The organism is Stenotrophomonas sp. 2619 (assembly GCF_040548725.1).
In the GTDB taxonomy this organism is placed as follows: domain Bacteria; phylum Pseudomonadota; class Gammaproteobacteria; order Xanthomonadales; family Xanthomonadaceae; genus Stenotrophomonas; species Stenotrophomonas maltophilia_AP.
The window spans coordinates 58,635-77,448 of record NZ_JBEPSF010000011.1 but is presented as its reverse complement, the minus strand read 5'-3'; the positions used below and the strand labels follow the sequence as shown (position 1 = coordinate 77,448).

Sequence of the window (18,814 nt, the reverse complement as noted above, 5' to 3'; positions counted from 1 at the left end):
CGCCCCGACCGTGGGTCGGTGCCGTTGCAGCCGTGGGTGGTGAGCAGGGCCTGGCGGCCGTCCGTGGATTCCGGCCAGGCCCGCGCCGGCAGCGCAGGGGTGCGTAAATGTAAAGCGTTCTCATTCGCTTTACAATTCCTGAATGCGCCCTGCGTGCGGGATGGCATGTGTCGGGCGGGGAGATCGCTGGCCCATCTCCCGTTGCCCCGCGCGGCAACGGGCAAAAAAAATCCGGCCCACGCGGGGGCCGGATCAGGTGTTCACGTCGCGGCCGGGGCCGCGGGCCGCAGGCTTACAGCGCCTGCAGTTCCTCGTTGGCGTTGCGCGTCTTCTGCGCCGGCTTGGCGGCCGGCGGCGGGGTCAGCATCACCGCCGGCGAGGTTTCCACCGGCACGTCCAGGTAGGGCAGCTTCAGCGTGTCGCTGGTCTGGCGGCGGATCTCGTTGGTCAGCGCCGCACTCTCGTTGAGCTTGCGCCCATAGGACGGCACGATCTGCTGCAGGCGCGCTTCCCAGCCGGCGGCCATCTGCTGCGGGAAGGCCTTCTTCAGCAGGTCCAGCATGATCGGCGGCGAGGTCGACGCACCCGGCGAGGCACCCAGCAGCGCGGCCAGGGTGTGGTCCTTGTCGGTCACGATCTCGGTGCCGAACTGCAGCACCGGCCCCTTTTCCGGATCGCGCTTGATGATCTGCACGCGCTGGCCGGCGGTGACCAGCTTCCAGTCCTCGCGCTTGGCGTTGGGGAAGTACTTCACCAGTTCTGCCTGGCGGTCGGCGTCGTTCAAGCGCGCCTGGCCCATCAGGTACTTCACCAGGTCCAGGTTTTCCGCGCCCACGTCCAGCATGCCGGCCACGTTGTTGTGGTTCACCGACGAATACAGGTCGAACCACGAGCCGTGCTTGAGGAACTTGGTGCTGTACAGCGCGAACGGACCGAACAGCACCACCGGCTTGCCGTCCAGCTTGCGCGCATCCAGGTGCGGTACCGACATCGGCGGCGAGCCGGTTTCGGCCATGCCGTAGGCCTTCACCGTGTGGCGCCCGGCAATGGCCGGGTTCTGGAAGGCCAGGAACTGGCCACCCACCGGGAAGCCGGCGTAATTCTTCGCTTCGGGAATGCCTGACAGCTGCAGCAGCTTCAGCGCCGCACCGCCGGCACCGATGAACACAAAGCGCGACTTGATCGTGGACTCGGTGCCGGACGTGAGGTCCTTCACGGTCACGTTCCAGGTCTTGTCATCGTTCTGGCGCAGCGCGCCCACTTCGTGCTTCAGGTGCAGCTGGAAGTTCGGGCTGCGCTGCAGGCCGGCGGTGAGCTGGCGGGTGATCACGCCGAAGTTGACGTCGGTGCCCAGCGGCATCCAGGTGGCGGCCACCTTCTGCTTCGGGTCGCGGCCTTCCATCAGCAACGGCGCCCACTGCCTGATCTGCGCGGCGTCTTCGGAGTACTGCATGCCGTAGAACAGCGGGTTCTTCACCAGCGCCTGCTGGCGCTTGTGCAGGTAGGCGATGTTGTCGTCGCCCCAGACGAAGCTCATGTGCGGGGTGGGGTTGATGAAGTCCGACGGCTGGCTGAGCCGGCCGGCCTTCACCTGGTGCGACCAGAACTGGCGCGAAATCTCGAACTGCTCGGCGATGCCCACCGCGCGCTTGGTCTCGATGCTGCCGTCGGGCAGTTCCGGGGTGTAGTTCAGCTCGGCGAAGGCCGAATGGCCGGTGCCGGCGTTGTTCCAGCCGTCCGAGCTTTCCAGCGCCACGCCGTCCAGGCGTTCATACACCTGGATGTTCCAGTCCGGCTGCAGCTCCTGCAGGAACGTGGCCAGGGTGATGCTCATGATGCCGCCACCCACCAGCACGACGTCGACCGGCTTGTCGTTGCCGGCGGCCGGAACCGAGCGCTGGTGCAGCGGCCAGTACAGGAACACGGCCGCCACCAATAGCAGCAGCACGAACAGGCCGAGGACGACCTTCGCGAGTTTTTTCATGGGAATCTCAAAGGGGGGAGATATGGGGAGGATGCCGCCGATGGCGCGCAAGCCTGTGAAGACGGGCTCAAAGCGGCTTCCTGGTGCGGATTTTAGCCCTTTTCGGTACGGATTTGGTGCAACGCAGCATCCGACGGGCTGCCGGTGCCGGGTGCTGTCCGGTTAAACTGACAAGGCTGAATACGTCGAAACAAAGATAGGTATGCAATGGCAAGGATGCTGGTCGTGGTCGGTGACCACCTCCATCTGGGCGGTACGGTAGTAGCCGGTTCCCCGTTCACGGACATCGACGGACGCGCCGTCGCCCGGGTCAACGACCCGGTGGTCTGCAAGGTGCATGGCCCCGGGGTGATCGCCAGCGGCGACGCCACCCTCATCATCGACGGCAACCCGGTGGCCCGCCACGGCGACAAGGCCAGCTGCGGCTGTACGCTGCTGGCCGGCCAGCAGGCGATGGTCAGCGTGGATGCCGGTGGTAGCGGGGGCGCCAAGGGCGGCAGCGGCGGTGCCGGCAAGGCAGCGGTAATCGCTGCGGCGGTGTCCCTCGCCGGCGCGGTGCTGAAACAGGCCGCCGCCGCGTCGCCGCCGTCGGCCACCCCGCCGCCGCCGCAGTGCTGGCTGCGCGACCATGAGGCGCAGATCGCGGTGGATGCCGATGGCCGCTACTTCGAGACCCTCGACCCGCAGGGCAGCAAGTACGAGGGCCCGTTCCCGGTTTCCTACCACATTGCCGTGCCGGCCAAGTCCGGTGGCGATGTGGTGGTGTCGATCAAGGCACGCGTCACCGCGCTTTCCGGGGTCACGCCCGGCGATGTCACCACGGCCAAACTGCGCATGATGGAAGGGGTGGCCAGCCACTGGAACGGCAAGTTCACCCTGGCGGTGAACGACCCGCAGTGCGGCACGCGTTCCTTCCCGATCCGTTACGAGATCCAGTGGGTGGATGCCGGGCAGGATTACACGCTGCTGCTGCACAAGGACTACGATCGCGAAATGGTCGATCCGCCCACGGTTTACGTTGCCACCACCACCGACGGGTGGACCTACGCGCACGAGTTCGCCCACTGCCTGGGCCTGCCCGACGAGTACTCGGAGAACGAAGACGACGCGCCCGATACCGTGCGCTACATGCGTCCGGATGGCAGTGTCGATCCGGCAACGGTGGAGGCGCTGGCGTTCCGCGACAGTACCGATGCGCTGGCCACCATCATGTCCACCTACCATGCCACCCGTACCCACCCCAGGCACGCCTGGAACATCGCTCGCGAAGTGCAGGAACTGCTCCGCCGCGACCTTGGCCGGGAGATAACATGCACCGTTTCCTGATTCCGCTGATTGCCCTGTTTGCCGCCTCACCCACGTTTGCCAAGACCCCGGAACCCGCTCCCATGATCGAACTCCACGCCCGCTGCATCGACGATGCCCAGTGCCGTTTCCTTGGCGATGACGTGCGTGTCGAGTTGGAACTGCGCAACAGCGGCCGCAACAATGTGTCGCTGCCGGTGGCCTTCCTGCGCAAGCGTGGCCCGGCCGTGCGCCTGGTGGACCGCCACTCGGGCAAGGAAAAGCAGCTGCGGCGCAATCCTGTCGACGGCCTGATGCTCAAGGACCTGGAGACGCTGGCACCGGGCCAGTCGGTGCGCTTCACCTGGCCGATCACCCCGAAGGAAATCACCGATTTCGCGCTGCGCCCGATCGATCTGGACGCAGTGTTCGGTTTGAACATCACGCCCGAGCGCAAGGGCGCGGACGCCACCATCATCCGCGCCAGGCTGCATATCGTGGACGGGCGGGTGGGCGAGGGCGCGCGCTGAGGCGCGCTGTTCCCGACATGACGGCGCTGCCTAGTACATCCACTGCCGCGGTCGACCGGCCCCGGCGGAATCGGGTGCTGGACAAGCGATATGCCATGCACTGGTGCAGGGCGCTGTTCCTGCTGGCCTTGGTGTCTCTACCTCACCTGTCGGTATCGGCAGGTGAGGCTGATGCGTCCGTTGAACTGCATGCGCGCTGCCTGGATGCCCGCTGCCGCTTCTCCGACGGCAGACTCGATGTCGAACTGGAGATACGCAATACGGGATCAGAACCGGTCGTGCTGCCTTTGGAGTACTACCAACGCCGTGGACCGACAATCACCTTTGTGGACAACCACTCTGGAAAGCGCATTCGGAATCGGATGGGACCTCCCAATTCCCGGCTTCTTGATCACCTGCAGGTGATCGAGCCTGCGCAATCCCGACGGTTGCGCTGGATATTGATGCAGCATGCCATCGGCCAACAGCCCGGTCAGCCCGCTGACGTCACGGTGGAATTCGGGTACAGCGTGCAACCATGGCGAGGCGCAGAGGCTCAGATGATCCGTACCACGCTCCGGGTCGGCGCAGACTCGGGTACCGATTAGACGCAGCCTGCTCCCACGCCGTATCCACGTTTCCCTCCAGGCGCGCTCAATCGCTCCCCAGCGTGAAGTACTCCGCGGCGAAATACCCGCACTGGTAGCCCAGCGCCGCCAGTGCCAGCCACAGGTGCCCGCGCCGCGTTTTCAGGGTCATGCCCAACGCCGCGATGGCCAGCATCAGCACCGTATGCACCCAGTACGCCTGACCCAGCATCTGCCAGCGGCTGTGGCCCTTGATCGCGGTGTCCACCAAGTCCAGCACCGTGATCAGCGCCAGCACCCCGAAGAACCCGCCACGCCGCTGCAGCAGGTAGTTTTCCAGGCTGCCGAATTCGCGCACGTCGTCGGGGAACAGCAGGGTGCACAGCATGAACCACGACGCGCAGTAGCCGATCACGAACAGGTAGGTTTCCACATTCCAGTGCCGCACCTCGCCCAGGCGGAACTCCCACCACCAGAAGGTCACCACCGACAGCAGCGCCCAGACCACCCAGCACAGGTGGATCCACGACCAGCCGCGTCGTTTCGGGTGCTCGATGATCGAGGCCAGCCCGCGCAGCAGGGTGGTGATGCTCAGGCCCAGGATGATGCTGAGCACCACCCGGATATGCAGGTAGACCGGATCGCTGTCCATCGACACCCCCGCGGCTGGAATGCGCCGATGCTGCGCCGGGCGGGGTGGTCGGGTCGTGTAGGGCCGGGATGGGTGCCCGGGACGGTAGCCGACCAACGGTCGGCTCTACCCCGGGTGGGGTGGTCGGGTCGTGTAGGGCCGGGATGGGTGCCCGGGACGGTAGCCGACCAACGGTCGGCTCTACCGGCGGGGGTTATCGCTTCTTTCGTACCAGCGCCGCCGAGGCGGCCAGCACCGCCCGGGTCAGCAGGGCCATCGTCTGCACATCGCCCTTCCAGTGCTGCCAGTACAGCGGCACGTCTTCCCACGCGCGCTGCTTCATGTAGACCAGGCGCCCGGCCTCGAGGTGGCGCTTGACCAGCGGCAGCGGGTTCATGGTCCAGCCCAGCCCCCCCAGGTTGGCCTGCACGAAGGCGCGGGTGGAGGGAATCCACCAGGTGGGCGCGGTCAGCGGCAGGTCCTCGCCGGCCAGGCGCCGGGCGAAGCGGGCCTGCAGGTCGTCCTTGCGGTTGAACACCAGCACCGGGGCCTGCGCCAGCGACTGCGCGTTGACCCCCTTGGAAAAGTGCTTCTCATGGAACGCCGGGGTGCAGGTGGCGGCATAGCGGATGCTGCCCAGCGCATGGATCTGGCAGCCCTGCACGGGCTCATCCAGCGTGGTCACCGCGCCCAGCACCGCGCCCTGGCGCAGCAGCGCCACGGTGTGGTCCTGGTCTTCCAGGCGCAGGTCCAGGGTGGTCCCGGTCTGCGCGGCGAAGCTGCGTGCCGCGTCGGGGAACCAGGTTTCCAGGCTGTCGTGGTTCACCGCGACCGGGATGCTGGCGTGCGGCAAGTCTTCGTCGGCCAGGCCCATCCGGTGCAGGGCGTCGTGCTCCAGCAGGGCGGTCTGTTCGGCCAGCTGCACCAGCACCTGGCCCTCGGGAGTGGCCACGGCGGGGGAGGAGCGTTTGACCAGCAGGCGTCCCACCCGGTCTTCCAGCGCCTTGATCCGCTGCGACACCGCCGAGGAGGTGACATTGAGCGACTGTGCGGCGCGCTCGAAACTGCCTTCGCGGACCACGGCGGCAAGGGCGCGAAGCTGGGCATGGTCGATCCGCATGGTCTTAAGCCTGGCTAATGGTGGTTAAGCAAGTTTAGCTCTACTTTTCCATGTTGCGGCGCGACAATATGCGCCATCCGGTGCTGTACGCCTTGGCGAGGCACCGCCCCCATACGCAAGACAAGGCGGTATCCCATGTTCTCCTTCATCTCCGGCGGCCCCGGTCTGGCCGCGTGGTTCAGTGGTGCGGCAACCGGCATCGGCCTGTTCGCGGTGGTCGGTGCACAGAGCGCCTTCATCCTGCGCCAGGGCATCCTGCGCAAGCACATCGTGCCGGTCGTGGCGACCTGTGCGGCCATCGATGGCATCTTCATCTTCGCCAGCGTGGCCGGCCTGCGCACCCTGACCCAGGCGCTGCCGTGGCTGACCACCGTGGTGCTGTGGGGCGGCGTGGCCTTCCTGGCGTGGTACGCCTGGCAGTCGGCGCGGCGTGCGCTGGCCGGTGGCGGCGGCATGCACGTGGACGACGGCGACAGCACCTCGCGCCGCGCGGTGCTGATGTCGGCGGTCGGCTTCTCGCTGATCAACCCGCATTTCTGGCTCGACATGATGGTCATCGGCGGCATCGCGGAGAACTTCGGCAATGCGCGCATGGCCTTCGCGGCCGGCGTGTTCACCGCCAGCTGCCTGTGGCTGACCGCCCAGGGCCTGGGCGCGCGCCTGCTGGCCCCGCTGTTCACCAAGCCTAAGACCTGGCGCATCCTCGACGGCACCATCGCAGTGATCCTGTCGATCCTCGCCTTGACCCTCGCGTTCCGCGGCATGCATTGAACTCTCTCCTCAGTGCATTCCTGGAATGGCACCGCTTGCGGTGCCATTTTTTTTGCAGTTTTCTTCGGGTGGCTCTGGCTTGCTAGAATCCGCTGCCGGCGATTCCGGCCAAAACAAAGGAATGGGAATGAAGCAGAGCATCACTAAATGGATGGCAACGGGGGCGGTCTGCGGCGTGCTGATGGTCGGCAGCCTGGCCTTGGCACATGCGGAAAGCGGGCAGGGGCTCGGGGTCTGCGAGGGAATCAATCTCAAGCTGCTGTTCCACACGACTCGTGCGAGAACCATCAACGATTCGATGGAATCGTGGATTGGGTCGGACTTGCGGAAGATCGTCTCAAAATGGGGCGCGCCGCAGTCCACGTTCGATAATCGCGACGGTTCCCGCATTATTTCGTGGAATACCGACGGTTGCACCCAGAGTTTCCAGACCGACGAGAAGGACGTGCTCCGGCTGTGGAGCGTGAGTGGCGACTGCGCGTGCGTATATTCCAACAACCCCAGGGATATTCCCAAGGACACGCCCGTCCCGCCGATGACGCTGTAGTCGTCTTGCCGACGCTGTAATGCATGTCCGAAGAATGGCACCGCTATCGGTGCCATTTTTTGGACTTTCGCCAAGGGGAGAAACGCCATCTTCCTTGGGACACGCCCGACAACCCCGCCAGCCATGCCCCTCACTGGCACCCGCGCGCGGCTTACGCCTAGAATCGGCCACCCGGACAAGGTGTCCGGATGTACAGGGGATAAGGATGCGCATGACGAAGTGGGCGGCGTTGGTCGCCATGGGGATGCTGGCCGGGCAGGCCACCGCAGTGGATCTGGAGCGCTACCTCAAGCGTGACCAGTTCACCGATATCAAGATCTCGCCCGATGGCGAGTACTACGCGGCCACCGTGCCGATGGAAGACCGCACCGCACTGGCCATCCTGCGCCGTACCGACGGCAAGATCGTCGGCTCGTTCGTGCCGCCGCCGAAGAACCATGCCACCGAGTTCGACTGGGTCAACCGCGAGCGCGTGCTGATCGGCCTGGCCGAAAAGATGGGGTCGCTGGACCAGCCGCGCCTCACCGGCGAGCTGTATGCCATGAACGCCGACGGTGGCCGTGGCGAACTGCTGGTTGGCTATCGCGTGGAAGGCAGCGGCCCCGGCACGCGCATCCAGCCCAAGAAGGTCGAGACCGTGGCCGCCTTCATGTTCGATGAGCTGGCCCAGGACGACCGCAACGTGCTGGTCTCGATCTGGCCGTTCGCCGAAGACCCCTTCACCCGCGTTGATCGCCTCGACGTGCAGAGCGGGCGTCGCACCACCATCGCCCGCTCGCCGGTGCGGCGCGCCGACTTCACCAGCGACAACGCCGGCCAGGTGCGGTTCGCCCACGGCGCCGGTGCCGACAACGTCAACAAGCTGTACTACCGCGAAGCCATGGGCGACACCTGGAAGCTGGTCAACGACGAGGCGGTCAACGACCGCATCGAACAGGCGATCGGCTTCTCGGCCGACAACCGCCTGGCCTACTTCACCAGCGAACAGGACAAGGGCCCGGACGTGATCGTGTCGTGGGACCCGGCCACCGGCAAGCGCACCCCGCTGCTGCGCGACCCGCAGGTGGACCCGAGCAGGATCATCCGCCGCCCCGGCACCTCCATTCCGGTGGGCGCGCTGTACCTGGGCGACAAGCCACGCACCCGCTTCTTCGACGAAACCTCGGCCGACGCGCGCCTGTACCACAGCCTGGAGGCCGCGTTCGGTGGCGACGCCATCTACATCACCTCCAGCACCCGCGACGGCAAGCAGCTGCTGGTCGAGGCGTGGTCCGGGCAGAACCCCGGTGACTTCTACATCTTCAACACCGACACCAAGAAGGCCGAGCACCTGATCAGCCGCAGCAGCTGGGTTGACGCCACAACCTCGGCCAAGGTCACCCCGGTGGCATTGAAGGCGCGCGATGGTCTGGACCTCAACGGGTTCCTCACCGTGCCGGCTGGCAAGGCCGGCGCGAAGCTGCCGATGGTGGTGCTGCCACATGGGGGTCCGTTCGGCGTCTTCGATGACGGCAGCTACGACATCGAACCGCAGCTGCTGGCCGCGGCCGGGTATGCGGTGCTGCAGGTCAACTTCCGCGGCTCGGGCAACTTCGGGCGTGCCTATCGCTCGGCCGGTGCGCGGCAGTGGGGCGGGGCCATGCAGGACGATCTCACCGACGCCACGCGCTGGGCGATTGCCCAGGGCCATGCCGATCCCGCGCGCATCTGCATCTACGGCGCCAGCTACGGCGGTTACGCCGCGTTGATGGGCGCGGCCAAGGAGCCGTCGCTGTACAAGTGCGCGGCCGGCTACGTGGGTGTGTACGACCTGCCGATGATGTTCACCAATGGCGACATCCAGAGCCAGGGCTCGGGCGAAACCTACCTCAAGGAATGGCTGGGCAACCCGCAGCAGCTGGGCGCGATGTCGCCGGTGAACCTGGCCGCGCAGATCAAGGTGCCGGTGTTCCTGGCGGCCGGCGGCGAAGACAAGCGCGCGCCGATCCAGCACACCAAGCGCATGGAAGCGGCCTTGAACAAGGCCGGCGTGCCGGTGGAATCGCTGTACTACCCGACCGAGGGCCACGGCTTCTATACCGACCCGCACCGCCGCGAGTACTACACCAAACTGCTGGCGTTCCTGTCCCGGCACCTGGGCGGTGACACCGCTGCGGCAGGCAAGCCCGCGCAACCCTGATCGCAGCGTTCGGCTGAGAACAACAACGGCACCGTGAGGTGCCGTTGTTGTGTGTGCGGATGGCTGAGTGCAGTAGATTACAAGTTGTTGCATGGTGCCCGGGCGCGACCCTGCGGGATGCTGGGCAGCTCTCCCTTGGGGTCTTCCCAGCATGTGGCGCAACCTGTCCTCGACGTCCCGCCTGCGGTCTTTCTCGTGCCGTTCAGCGCCTTTGCTGTTTGTTCTGTTCTGCAGTCCCTCCCGTGCGGCAGACATCGATGACGGTCTGCAGTTGACGGTGGAGCAGGCGCTCAAGATCGCAGTGCTCAGCGTCGAGGTGGACGAGTGGTCGATCCGGTTGCACAAATTGATGCGGGGAGGAGAGCCTACGGCGCCATTGAGCGAGCCCGACGCTGCGGTACTTCATGACACCGTCCAGTTGCTGACAATCGGCAAGCTGGTGACCGAAAATGTTGTCGCAGTGGCGTACGGCAACCGGCTTGAGGGCACAGCGGCAGGTCGTCTACTGGCGGCATCGCAAGCATGGGGATTTGCCGGCGACGGCGCTCGTTGCCTGGCACAGGACGTTCGGCGCGAGCCTGTTGATGGCGCACCTCCCGCCGCCGCACCCACCGATAGGGTGGGCTATCGCGTCCAGTACGTTTGCATTGCACCACATATGCACAAAAGCCGTGCGCTGACACAGCTGATGACGGCTGTCGTGCAGGGACAGGCCGCACCTTCGGTAGATGCACTGGAGCAGTCGATGTTGGCCGGCGAGCGCCGCGACGAGGCCCAGCCCCGGTCGATGAGCGGCAGCCTCCATTTGTCCAGCGATGCACACGGCCGTAACTGGACGAGCAGCGGTGCCATTGAGAACGAACAACTGCTGGCGGAAACAAAGGTGCCGCCCACTGTGTGGATGCCGGCGCCGGTGTCGCAGACCGAATCGGTGCGCACGGCGGTGCAGGAACTGATGCAGCGCATGCAGATTGCGGGGGAAGCGTCGGCAGAACTGCAGGATGCGATCGTCGCGCACCTCCTGCTGCGCTTTCCGGAAGTGTTGTGGGGTGGCGTGCGCGAGGACGTCACCGGGTTCGCGCGCGCAGTTGCCCGCCGCGTGGCCACGGCCGAATGCCGGGTGCAGGAGGTGCAGCAGGGGGAGGACAGGTATGAAGCGCACACCGTTCGCCTGGCGCAGGCAGCCTTGACATGCACGTTGCCCGCGCTGGAGTGGACGCTTGCCCCTCTGGACGCCCATGATCGTGATGCGACCGCCTTGGCCGCACGCTATCGCCAGTTCCTTCAGCGCGCGACGGAAGCGATCGCCACGTTACCTGCTCATGCGGCCGCAACCGCAGTGGACTTTCAGCAGGTGTCCGGGCCGAATGGCGAGGCATGGCACGCCGAGCCAGGTGCTGTGCCCAAGCTGCTGCTGGAGGGCATCCTGCCCGCGCCGTTGGTGAAAGAACTCGGCGGCCTGGCCCTGAACGCAGATGCGCTCCATCCGGATATGCGTTTCGAGCATCTTGACGGGCGCAATCTGGACGAGTCTGGACGCGTGCTTGTGCGCCGCTTCCTGCAGGAACTGCGCGCGGCCAGACGGGTGGAATGACGTGACACCGGCCGGGCGCTGATTGCCCGGGGTTCCCCTACTTGACCCCGTGCATCATCTTCTTCAGCAGCGGCGAACAGGCCAGGGCCACCGCCGCGCAGCCCAGGCCGATCCACATCAGCAGCCAGAACAGGTGCTCGTAGCTGGCGGCGGCGCTGGCGATGTTCATGGTTTCGCCTTCCGGCACCTCGATCGCGGCGAGCTTGCCGAACAGCGCGGCCAGCGTTTCGGAGAACGCGGTGGCCAGGAACCAGGTGCCCATCATCAGGCTGACCACGCGCGGCGCGGCCAGCTGGGTCACCGCCGACAGGCCCACCGGCGACAGGCACATCTCGCCGATCTCCAGGATCAGGTAGGCCAGTACCAGCCACCACACGCTGGCCATCTGCCCGGTCGCGCCCACCTGCTGCGCCGCCAGTGCCAGCGGCACGAACGACAGCGCGGCGAAGATCAGCCCGAACGAGGACTTCACCGGCTTGGACGGGTCCAGCCGACGCCGGTCCAGCCAGGCCCACAACGTGGCGAACAAGGGCGCCAGCACCACCAGGAACAACCCGCCCAGGTAGGTCAGCGAGCCGGCGGTCTGCGGAATCACCAGGCAGTCGCGGACCAGCATCACCAGCATCAGCACGACGATGCCGACGAACAGGTTGCGCGGTGCGGTCGAGCCGGGGGTGCGCTCGGACAGCCGCGCCGCCACCACGAAGCCCAGCGGCGCCAGCAGCAGCGAGGCGATCGACCACGGCAGCGGCGTGCCGCCCTGGATCACCAGGGAGGGCACCAGGTCCTTGGTCAGCAGGCGGTCGGTGAAGGTCACCCACGACCCGTAGGTCTGCTCGTACAGGGTGAAGAACACCAGCGCCATGAAGATCAGCGCCATCAGCGCGATCATCTGCTGGCGCTGCACCGGCGTGCAGCGGGTACCGGTGAACCAGGCGAACCACACCAGCACGCCACCCAGCACCACGATCATCAACATCAGCGCCAGGCTGATTTCACCGCCCAGCGCGAACGCGCCATTGGCCGCGGCCCACATCAGCGCCGCCACCGGCACCACGCCAAGCACGGCCACTGCATAGATCAGCCACTCGCGGCGGATGCCCAGCACGCGCTGGCGCAGTGCGGGCACGTCGGTCGGCTCGGCGTGGCCCTGCAGGTACTTCTGGCCCCACAGGAACATGCCCAGGCCGATCACCATGCCGATCCCGGCGGCGCCGAAGCCGTACTTCCAGCCGTAGGCCTCGCCGAGGAAGCCGCACACCAGCGAGGCAAACAGCGCGCCCAGGTTGATGCCGGCATAGAACAGCGAGAAGCCCGAATCGCGGCGCGGATCGTTTTCCGGGTACAGCTTGCCGACGATGGTGGAGATGTTGGGCTTGAGGAAGCCCACGCCCATGATGATCAGCGCAAGCGACAGGTAGGTGATGCCCAGCGCGGCGTCGTCGCGCACGATCTGGCCGTCGATGCGGGTGGCCGCGTGGCCTTCGAAGGCCATGCCCAGGTGCCCCAGCACCAGCAGCACGCCACCGAACACCACCGCCTTGCGCATGCCCAGCCAGCGGTCGGCCAGCAGGCCGCCGAACACCGGAATGCAGTACACCAGCCCGCCATACGCGCCCAGCAGGTCCAGCCCGGCCTTGTCGCCGAACAGGTGGTATTTGGTGAGGTACAGCAGCAACAGCGCCTTCATGCCGTAGAACGAGAACCGCTCCCACATCTCGGTGAAGAAGCAGACGTAGACGCCCTTGGGATGGCCAAGGAAATCGTCGGTGGCGGTCGAAGCGGAAGCGGGCAGGGCGGCTGCGGTCATCGAAGTGGCAACGGCAAAGAGGCGGCAATTATAGGAGCCACGCGCCACCAATGCCGGCCACGGGTAGTGCCGGCCGCTGGCCGGCAAACCCACTCACCCGGCAACGCCCGCCTTACAGATACCGCAACCATGCGATATCCCGCCGCCGGGCCTTCAACCGCGCAAACGCCCGGGTGGGCCAGTACAACGCCAGTGCCAGCACGGCGGTGATCGCCCACAGCGTGGCCACGTGGTCCACCCCGAAGTACCCGCCGTGGGTGTGCCCCCAGCGGGCTTCGGCCAGCACATACAACAGCTTCAGCACGTACAGGTGCAGCAGGTAGAAGAACATCGGGGCCGCGCCGATGCTGGCCAGCGGGGCCAGCGCCCGCGACAGCGCCGGCCGCTCGTACAGCCGCAGCACTAGCAGGCCGATGCCCAGGGTGAGCAGCAGGAACAGCAGCGACGGCGGGTACTTGGTGACATTGAGGACGCTCATCAGCGTCTGCCCGGCCGTGCCCAGCGCCTGCCACGGCGCATCGCCATAGACATTGAGCGCGCGCAGCACGACGAACCCCAGCAGCGCGCCACCACCGGCCCACAACAACCGTTTCTGGCGCAGCACCGCATCACCGCCACGCGCAAACCACGGCCCCAGCACGTACCCCAGCGCGATCACCCCGATCCACGGCAGCACCGGGTAGGAGGTGCGCAGGCGCAGGTGCGCGCCCAGCTCGATCCAGTCGCGCTGGTGCAGAACTTTCCACAGCACCGCCCACGCACCATTTCCCTGCACCTGCACGCCGTCCAGCAGGTTGTGGCCGGCGATCAAGCCCAGCGCCACAACCGCCAGCACCCCGCGCGGCAGCCACAGCAGGCCCGCCAGCGCGATCATGCTCAGCCCGATCGCCCAGATCACCTGCAGGTAGACCACGCTCGGCGGGAACTGCAGCGTCCAGGCAAGATTCACCACCAGCACTTCCAGCGCCACCAGGAACAGTCCGCGCTTGAGCAGGAACGCCGCGGTCGCGCGCTTGCCCTGGGCCTGGCCACTGCCATACAGCCACGCCGAGAGCCCGGTGAGCAGCACGAACACCGGCGCACACAGATGCGCCAGCAGGCGGCTGACGAACAGCGCCGGCTCGACCTGGTCCACCGCCATCGGGTCGGCCACCTGGGCGTGCAGGTAAAAGGTCTCGCGCACGTGGTCGAGCAGCATCAGCACGATCACCGTGCCGCGCAGCTGGTCGATCGAGGTCAGGCGGGGAGAGGCGAGGGCCACGGGCGCTCCGGTCGGTGGCGTGACAGGGTATAACATAACATTTAGGGCGTCGCCCATTGGTGCGCTGGCGGGCCGCGCCGGATGAGTGGTCCTCACCGCGGACAGGGCGCCTCGCTCCCGACCAGACGCGCGTCGATGCGGATCTGGATCACCTGCATTGCCCCGTCAGGCCTGGCCTTCCGTTCGACCGCCGTGATGATGTGCCAACTGTGGCTGGATGCGACCGGTGGCGACGGCTGAAGCCCGTACCGTCGACGTCCACCGCCCGCCATCGGCCGGCCGGGACCAACCGCACTGGACTTGACGCCCCCTGAACGCTAGCGTGAAAGGGATTTTTTGCCATCAGGGGCATCCATGAACAACGACGCTGCGCCCAAGCAGCTCACCCTCCGCGCGGTGGTGCTTGCCATCGTGCTGGCGGTGGTGCTGTCGGCCGCCAACGCCTACCTCGGTCTGTTCGCAGGCCTGACCATCGCCACCGCGATTCCCGCGGCCGTCATCTCCATGGGCGTGCTGCGCCTGCTCGGCGGTGGCACCATCCTTGAAAACAACATCGTCCAGACCGGCGCTTCGGCCGGTTCGTCGATCGCCGCCGGTGTCATCTTCACCATCCCCGCGCTGGTGATCATGGGCTACTGGCCGGACTTCAAGTACTGGTGGGTGCTGGGCATCGCCGGCCTCGGTGGCCTGCTGGGCGTGCTGTTCTCGGTGCCGCTGCGGCGTTCGATGATCGTCGAAGACCCGCTGCCGTTCCCGGAAGGCAAGGCGGCCGCCGAAGTGCTCAAGGCCGGTGAGAATCCCGGCCCGGGCCTGAAGATCCTGGCCGTGTCGGCGGTGATCGGTGCGTTCGTCAAGGTTGCGGCCGCCAGCGGCATGCGCCTGATCCCCGATGCCTGGGCGCAGTCGGCCTACATCGGCAGTTCCAAGATCACCGCCTTCATCGGCACCAACCTGTCGCCGGCGCTGCTGGGCGTGGGCTACATCGTCGGCCTCAATGTCGGCATCGTGGTGGTGTCCGGCTCGATCCTGTCCTGGCACATCGCCATCCCGCTGTACCAGGCGTTCTTCGTCAACAGCGACCCGGCCCTGGCCGCCTCCATCGCCACCGCGTCGTCCACCGACGCGGCGTTTGCGATCTGGAGCGCCAAGATCCGCTACCTCGGCGTGGGCGCAATGCTGATCGGCGGCGTGTGGACCCTGATCTCGCTGCGCAAGTCACTGTTCAACGGGGTCAAGAGCGGCTTCGCCGCTGCGCGCAAGAGTGGCGGTCCGGCCCTGGCCGAGACCGAGCGCGACCTGCCCATGAAGTGGATGCTGGTGGCGCTGGTGGTGTTCACCCTGCCGCTGCTGGCGCTGTACCAGGCCATCGTGGGCCAGTGGCACGTGTCGATCCCGATGACCATCATCATGATCGTCGCCGGCTTCCTGTTCGTTTCGGTGTCGGCCTACCTGGCCGGCCTGATCGGCTCGTCCAACAACCCGGTCTCGGGCATCACCATCTCCACCATCCTGTTCGCCTCGGCCGTGCTGGTGCTGCTGCTGGGCAAGAGCGGCCTGACCCCGGTCGGCGTGGGCGGTGCCCCGCTGGGTGCGGTGGCGGCCATCATGATCGGCGCGGTGGTGTGCTGCGCCGCCGCGGTCGGGGGGGACAACCTGCAGGACCTCAAGGCCGGCTACATCGTCGGTGCAACGCCGTGGAAGCAGCAGTTGATGCTGGGCATCGGCGCGTTCTCGTGCGCGCTGATCATGGCCCCGGTGCTGAACCTGCTGGCCACCGCGTACGGCATCGGTGCGCCCACCGCCGCCCATCCCAACGCCCTGGCGGCGCCGCAGGCCAATCTGATGGCCTCGGTGGCCAAGGGTCTGTTCGGTGGCCAGCTGCCGTGGACCTTCATCGCCATCGGTGCGGGCATCGGTGCGGTCATCATCGCCTTCGATGGCTGGCTGAAGTCGCGCGGGTCCCGTTTCCGCGTGCCGGTGCTGGCCGCGGCAATCGGCATCTACCTGCCGCTGGAGCTGATGGTGCCGATCTTCCTGGGCGGCCTGATCTCCTACCTGGTCGAGCGCTTCCACAAGGTGCGTGCCGAGGACGAAGAAGGCCGCGACCGCGTGCACAAGCCGGGCGTGCTGTTCGCTGCCGGCCTGATCACCGGTGAAGCGCTGATGGGTATCGCCATTGCGATCCCGATCGTGCTCAGTGGCCGCGCCGATGTGCTGGCGCTGCCGTTCGCCCTGCCGGGTGCCGACTGGATCGGCCTGGCCGTGCTGTTCCTGGTGGGCTGGCTGATCTACCGCACCGGCAAGCGGTCCGGCGGCAAGGTCTGACCGACCCGGTGTGACACCCGACAAACCCCGCCCCGGCGGGGTTTGTCGTTTCCGGGCAATGGCATGACCGATGGCCTTTGCCACGGCCACCCCCGCGGCCCTACCATCGGCGTTTTGCCGTTCCGCGGAGAACCCGATGAAACTTCGTTACGCCCTGCTGCCGTTGTGCCTGCTGACCGCGCTGCCGTCGCTGGCCGCCACGCGTGGCCTGGATGTGCGCGACATGATCGCGCTGGATCGGGTTTCGGCCCCGCTGCTCACCGCCGACGGTGGCAACGTGGTGTTCGCCAAGCGCGTGGTCGGCGCCGACAGCAAGGCCAGCACCGGCCTGTTCATCCGCAACCTGCGCACTCGCGACGCCGCCCCACCCAAGCCGCTCACCCCGGCCGGCTGGAACGTCAATTCGGCCGCGCTGTCGGCCGACGGCCAGAACGTGTACTTCCTGAGCGCCAAGGGCGGCAGCCAGCAGCTGTACGTGCAGCCGATCAATGGCGGCACCCCGCGCCAGCTGACCGACTTCCCGGTCGACGTGGACGGCTTCCACATCTCCCCGCAGGGCGACCGCGTGGTGTTCAGCAGCGGCGTGTTCCAGGCCTGTGGTTCGGACCTGGCCTGCACCAGCAAGAAGCTGGACGCGCACAAGGCGCGCAAGAACACCGGCGAAGTGTTCGACACGCTGTTCGTGCGCCATTGGGACACCTGGAACGATGGCCGCCGCAACACCCTGTTCGTGGCCCCGCTGCCGGCGGCCAAGGGCGCGCCGGTGAAGGGCGCCTCGGCGATCAGCGCCACCCTGGATGGCGATGCGCCGTCCAAGCCGTTCGGCGGCAATGACGACTTCGCCTGGGCCCCGGACGGCAAGACCGTGGTGGCCTCCATCCGCGTGGCCGGCAAGCAGGAACCGTGGTCGACCAACTTCGACCTGTACCAGCTGGACGTGGACGGCAAGCAGGCGCCGGTCAACCTGACCGCTGCCAACCCGGCCTGGGATGCCGGCCCGGTGTTCAGCGCCGACGGCAAGACCCTGTACTACCGCGCCATGAAGCGCCCGGGGTTCGAAGCCGACCGCTTCGGCGTGATGGCGCTGGACCTGGCCACCGGCAAGGCCCGCGAAATTGCGCCGACGTGGGACCGCTCGGCCGGCGAAATCGTGCTGAGCGCCGACGGCCGCAGCTTCTACACCGCCGCCGATGACCTGGGCGAGCACCGCCTGTTCAACATCGACATCGCCAGTGGCAAGGCCACCGTCGTCGCCGAGGGCGGCAGCATCGGCTCGCCGGTGATCGCCGGCACCACCCTGGCGTACACGAAGAACAGCCTCAAGAGCGGCGACCAGATCGTGGTGGCCAGCGCCGACGGCAGCAGCCCGCGCGACATCACCCCGAGCGCCGCGCAGATGCTGCCCGATGTGGCCTTCGGCGATTACGAGCAGTTCCAGTTCAAGGGCTGGAACAACGAGACCGTGCACGGTTACGTGGTCAAGCCGTACAACTACCAGGAAGGCAAGACCTACCCGGTGGCCTTCCTGATCCACGGCGGCCCGCAGGGCAGCTTCGGCAACGGCTGGAGCTACCGCTGGAACCCGCAGACCTACGCGGGCCAGGGCTATGCCGTGGTGATGATCGATTTCCACGGGTCCACCGGCTACGGCCAGGCGTTCACCGACGCGATCAGCCAGCACTGGGGCGACCGCCCGCTGGAAGACCTGCAGAAGGGCTGGGCCGCGGCGCAGAAGCAGTACGCCTTCCTCAACGGCGACAAGGCCTGTGCGCTCGGCGCCAGCTACGGCGGCTTCATGGTCAACTGGATCGCCGGTAACTGGAATTCGCCGTGGAAGTGCCTGGTCAACCATGACGGCGTGTTCGACCAGCGCATGATGGGCTACGCCACCGAAGAGCTGTGGTTCACCGAGTGGGAGCAGGGTGGCACGCCGTACCAGAAGGCGGCCAACTACGAGAAGTTCAACCCGGTCAACCACGTGTCTGACTGGAAGAAGCCGATCCTGATCATTCACGGCCAGCTCGACTACCGCATTCCGGTCGAACAGGGCCTGGCAGCGTTCACCGCGGCACAGCGCCAGGGCATCGAGTCCAAGTTCCTGTACTTCCCGGACGAGAACCACTGGGTGCTCAAGCCGCAGAACAGCGTGCAGTGGCACGACACCGTCAACGGCTGGTTGAAGCAGCACATCGGCGAATAAGCCGGATGGATG

Annotated in this window: 14 protein-coding genes; 9 read left to right on the top strand and 5 right to left on the bottom strand. The window is 66.6% G+C overall.

What is annotated here, in order from left to right:
• Positions 1–292 precede the first annotated feature (292 nt).
• A complete protein-coding gene (gene mqo, locus ABIA71_RS12435) occupies positions 293–1,984 on the bottom strand; it encodes a malate dehydrogenase (quinone) (protein WP_159496051.1) in 1,692 nt (563 codons plus the stop codon).
• A gap of 207 nt (positions 1,985–2,191) precedes the next feature.
• Here mqo and ABIA71_RS12430 point away from each other — a divergent pair, with 207 nt between their 5' ends.
• The 3 genes from ABIA71_RS12430 to ABIA71_RS12420 all read left to right on the top strand — a co-directional run bounded on the left by ABIA71_RS12430 (position 2,192) and on the right by ABIA71_RS12420 (position 4,385).
• Positions 2,192–3,310 carry a PAAR domain-containing protein gene (locus ABIA71_RS12430; RefSeq protein WP_354285451.1) on the top strand — a complete coding sequence of 373 codons (1,119 nt, stop codon included), beginning with the start codon at positions 2,192–2,194 and terminating at the stop codon, positions 3,308–3,310.
• Positions 3,295–3,798, top strand: coding sequence for a hypothetical protein (locus ABIA71_RS12425; protein ID WP_354285449.1), 504 nt, complete (start codon positions 3,295–3,297; stop codon positions 3,796–3,798). Before ABIA71_RS12430 ends, ABIA71_RS12425 begins: the two co-directional genes overlap by 16 nt.
• Positions 3,799–3,872: 74 nt before the next feature.
• The gene (locus tag ABIA71_RS12420; protein ID WP_354285448.1) at positions 3,873–4,385 is read left to right on the top strand and encodes a hypothetical protein; all 513 of its coding nucleotides are present in this window, start codon (positions 3,873–3,875) and stop codon (positions 4,383–4,385) included.
• Positions 4,386–4,431: 46 nt separating this feature from the next.
• Here ABIA71_RS12420 and ABIA71_RS12415 read toward each other — a convergent pair whose 3' ends face one another.
• Positions 4,432–5,016, bottom strand: a complete 585-nt coding sequence (locus ABIA71_RS12415) for a hypothetical protein (RefSeq protein ID WP_354285446.1) — start codon at positions 5,014–5,016, stop codon at positions 4,432–4,434.
• Positions 5,017–5,209: 193 nt separating this feature from the next.
• On the bottom strand, positions 5,210–6,115 hold the full coding sequence (locus tag ABIA71_RS12410; RefSeq protein WP_354285444.1) for a LysR family transcriptional regulator ArgP: 906 nt from the start codon (positions 6,113–6,115) through the stop codon (positions 5,210–5,212).
• A 135-nt stretch (positions 6,116–6,250) separates the two neighbouring features.
• Between ABIA71_RS12410 and ABIA71_RS12405 the strand changes: the two genes are divergently transcribed.
• The 4 genes from ABIA71_RS12405 to ABIA71_RS12390 all read left to right on the top strand — a co-directional run bounded on the left by ABIA71_RS12405 (position 6,251) and on the right by ABIA71_RS12390 (position 11,206).
• Positions 6,251–6,886 carry a LysE/ArgO family amino acid transporter gene (locus tag ABIA71_RS12405; protein WP_038689752.1) on the top strand — a complete coding sequence of 212 codons (636 nt, stop codon included), beginning with the start codon at positions 6,251–6,253 and terminating at the stop codon, positions 6,884–6,886.
• Between the two features lie 127 nt (positions 6,887–7,013).
• The gene (locus ABIA71_RS12400) at positions 7,014–7,433 is read left to right on the top strand and encodes a hypothetical protein (RefSeq protein WP_354285442.1); all 420 of its coding nucleotides are present in this window, start codon (positions 7,014–7,016) and stop codon (positions 7,431–7,433) included.
• A 211-nt stretch (positions 7,434–7,644) separates the two neighbouring features.
• Complete coding sequence (locus tag ABIA71_RS12395) at positions 7,645–9,612, top strand: alpha/beta hydrolase family protein (RefSeq protein WP_354285440.1); 1,968 nt, start codon at positions 7,645–7,647, stop codon at positions 9,610–9,612.
• A 151-nt stretch (positions 9,613–9,763) separates the two neighbouring features.
• Entirely contained in the window at positions 9,764–11,206 is a 1,443-nt protein-coding gene (locus tag ABIA71_RS12390) for a hypothetical protein (RefSeq protein ID WP_354285438.1), read from the top strand.
• Between the two features lie 37 nt (positions 11,207–11,243).
• Here ABIA71_RS12390 and ABIA71_RS12385 read toward each other — a convergent pair whose 3' ends face one another.
• Together ABIA71_RS12385 and ABIA71_RS12380 are read right to left on the bottom strand one after the other, a co-directional pair.
• The gene (locus tag ABIA71_RS12385; protein ID WP_128095448.1) at positions 11,244–13,016 is read right to left on the bottom strand and encodes a peptide MFS transporter; all 1,773 of its coding nucleotides are present in this window, start codon (positions 13,014–13,016) and stop codon (positions 11,244–11,246) included.
• Positions 13,017–13,128: 112 nt separating this feature from the next.
• On the bottom strand, positions 13,129–14,313 hold the full coding sequence (locus ABIA71_RS12380; RefSeq protein ID WP_354285436.1) for an acetyltransferase domain-containing protein: 1,185 nt from the start codon (positions 14,311–14,313) through the stop codon (positions 13,129–13,131).
• A 318-nt stretch (positions 14,314–14,631) separates the two neighbouring features.
• Here ABIA71_RS12380 and ABIA71_RS12375 point away from each other — a divergent pair, with 318 nt between their 5' ends.
• Both ABIA71_RS12375 and ABIA71_RS12370 read left to right on the top strand, forming a co-directional pair.
• Complete coding sequence (locus ABIA71_RS12375; protein ID WP_128095446.1) at positions 14,632–16,602, top strand: OPT family oligopeptide transporter; 1,971 nt, start codon at positions 14,632–14,634, stop codon at positions 16,600–16,602.
• A 136-nt stretch (positions 16,603–16,738) separates the two neighbouring features.
• On the top strand, positions 16,739–18,802 hold the full coding sequence (locus ABIA71_RS12370) for a S9 family peptidase (protein WP_354285434.1): 2,064 nt from the start codon (positions 16,739–16,741) through the stop codon (positions 18,800–18,802).
• Positions 18,803–18,814 lie beyond the last annotated feature (12 nt).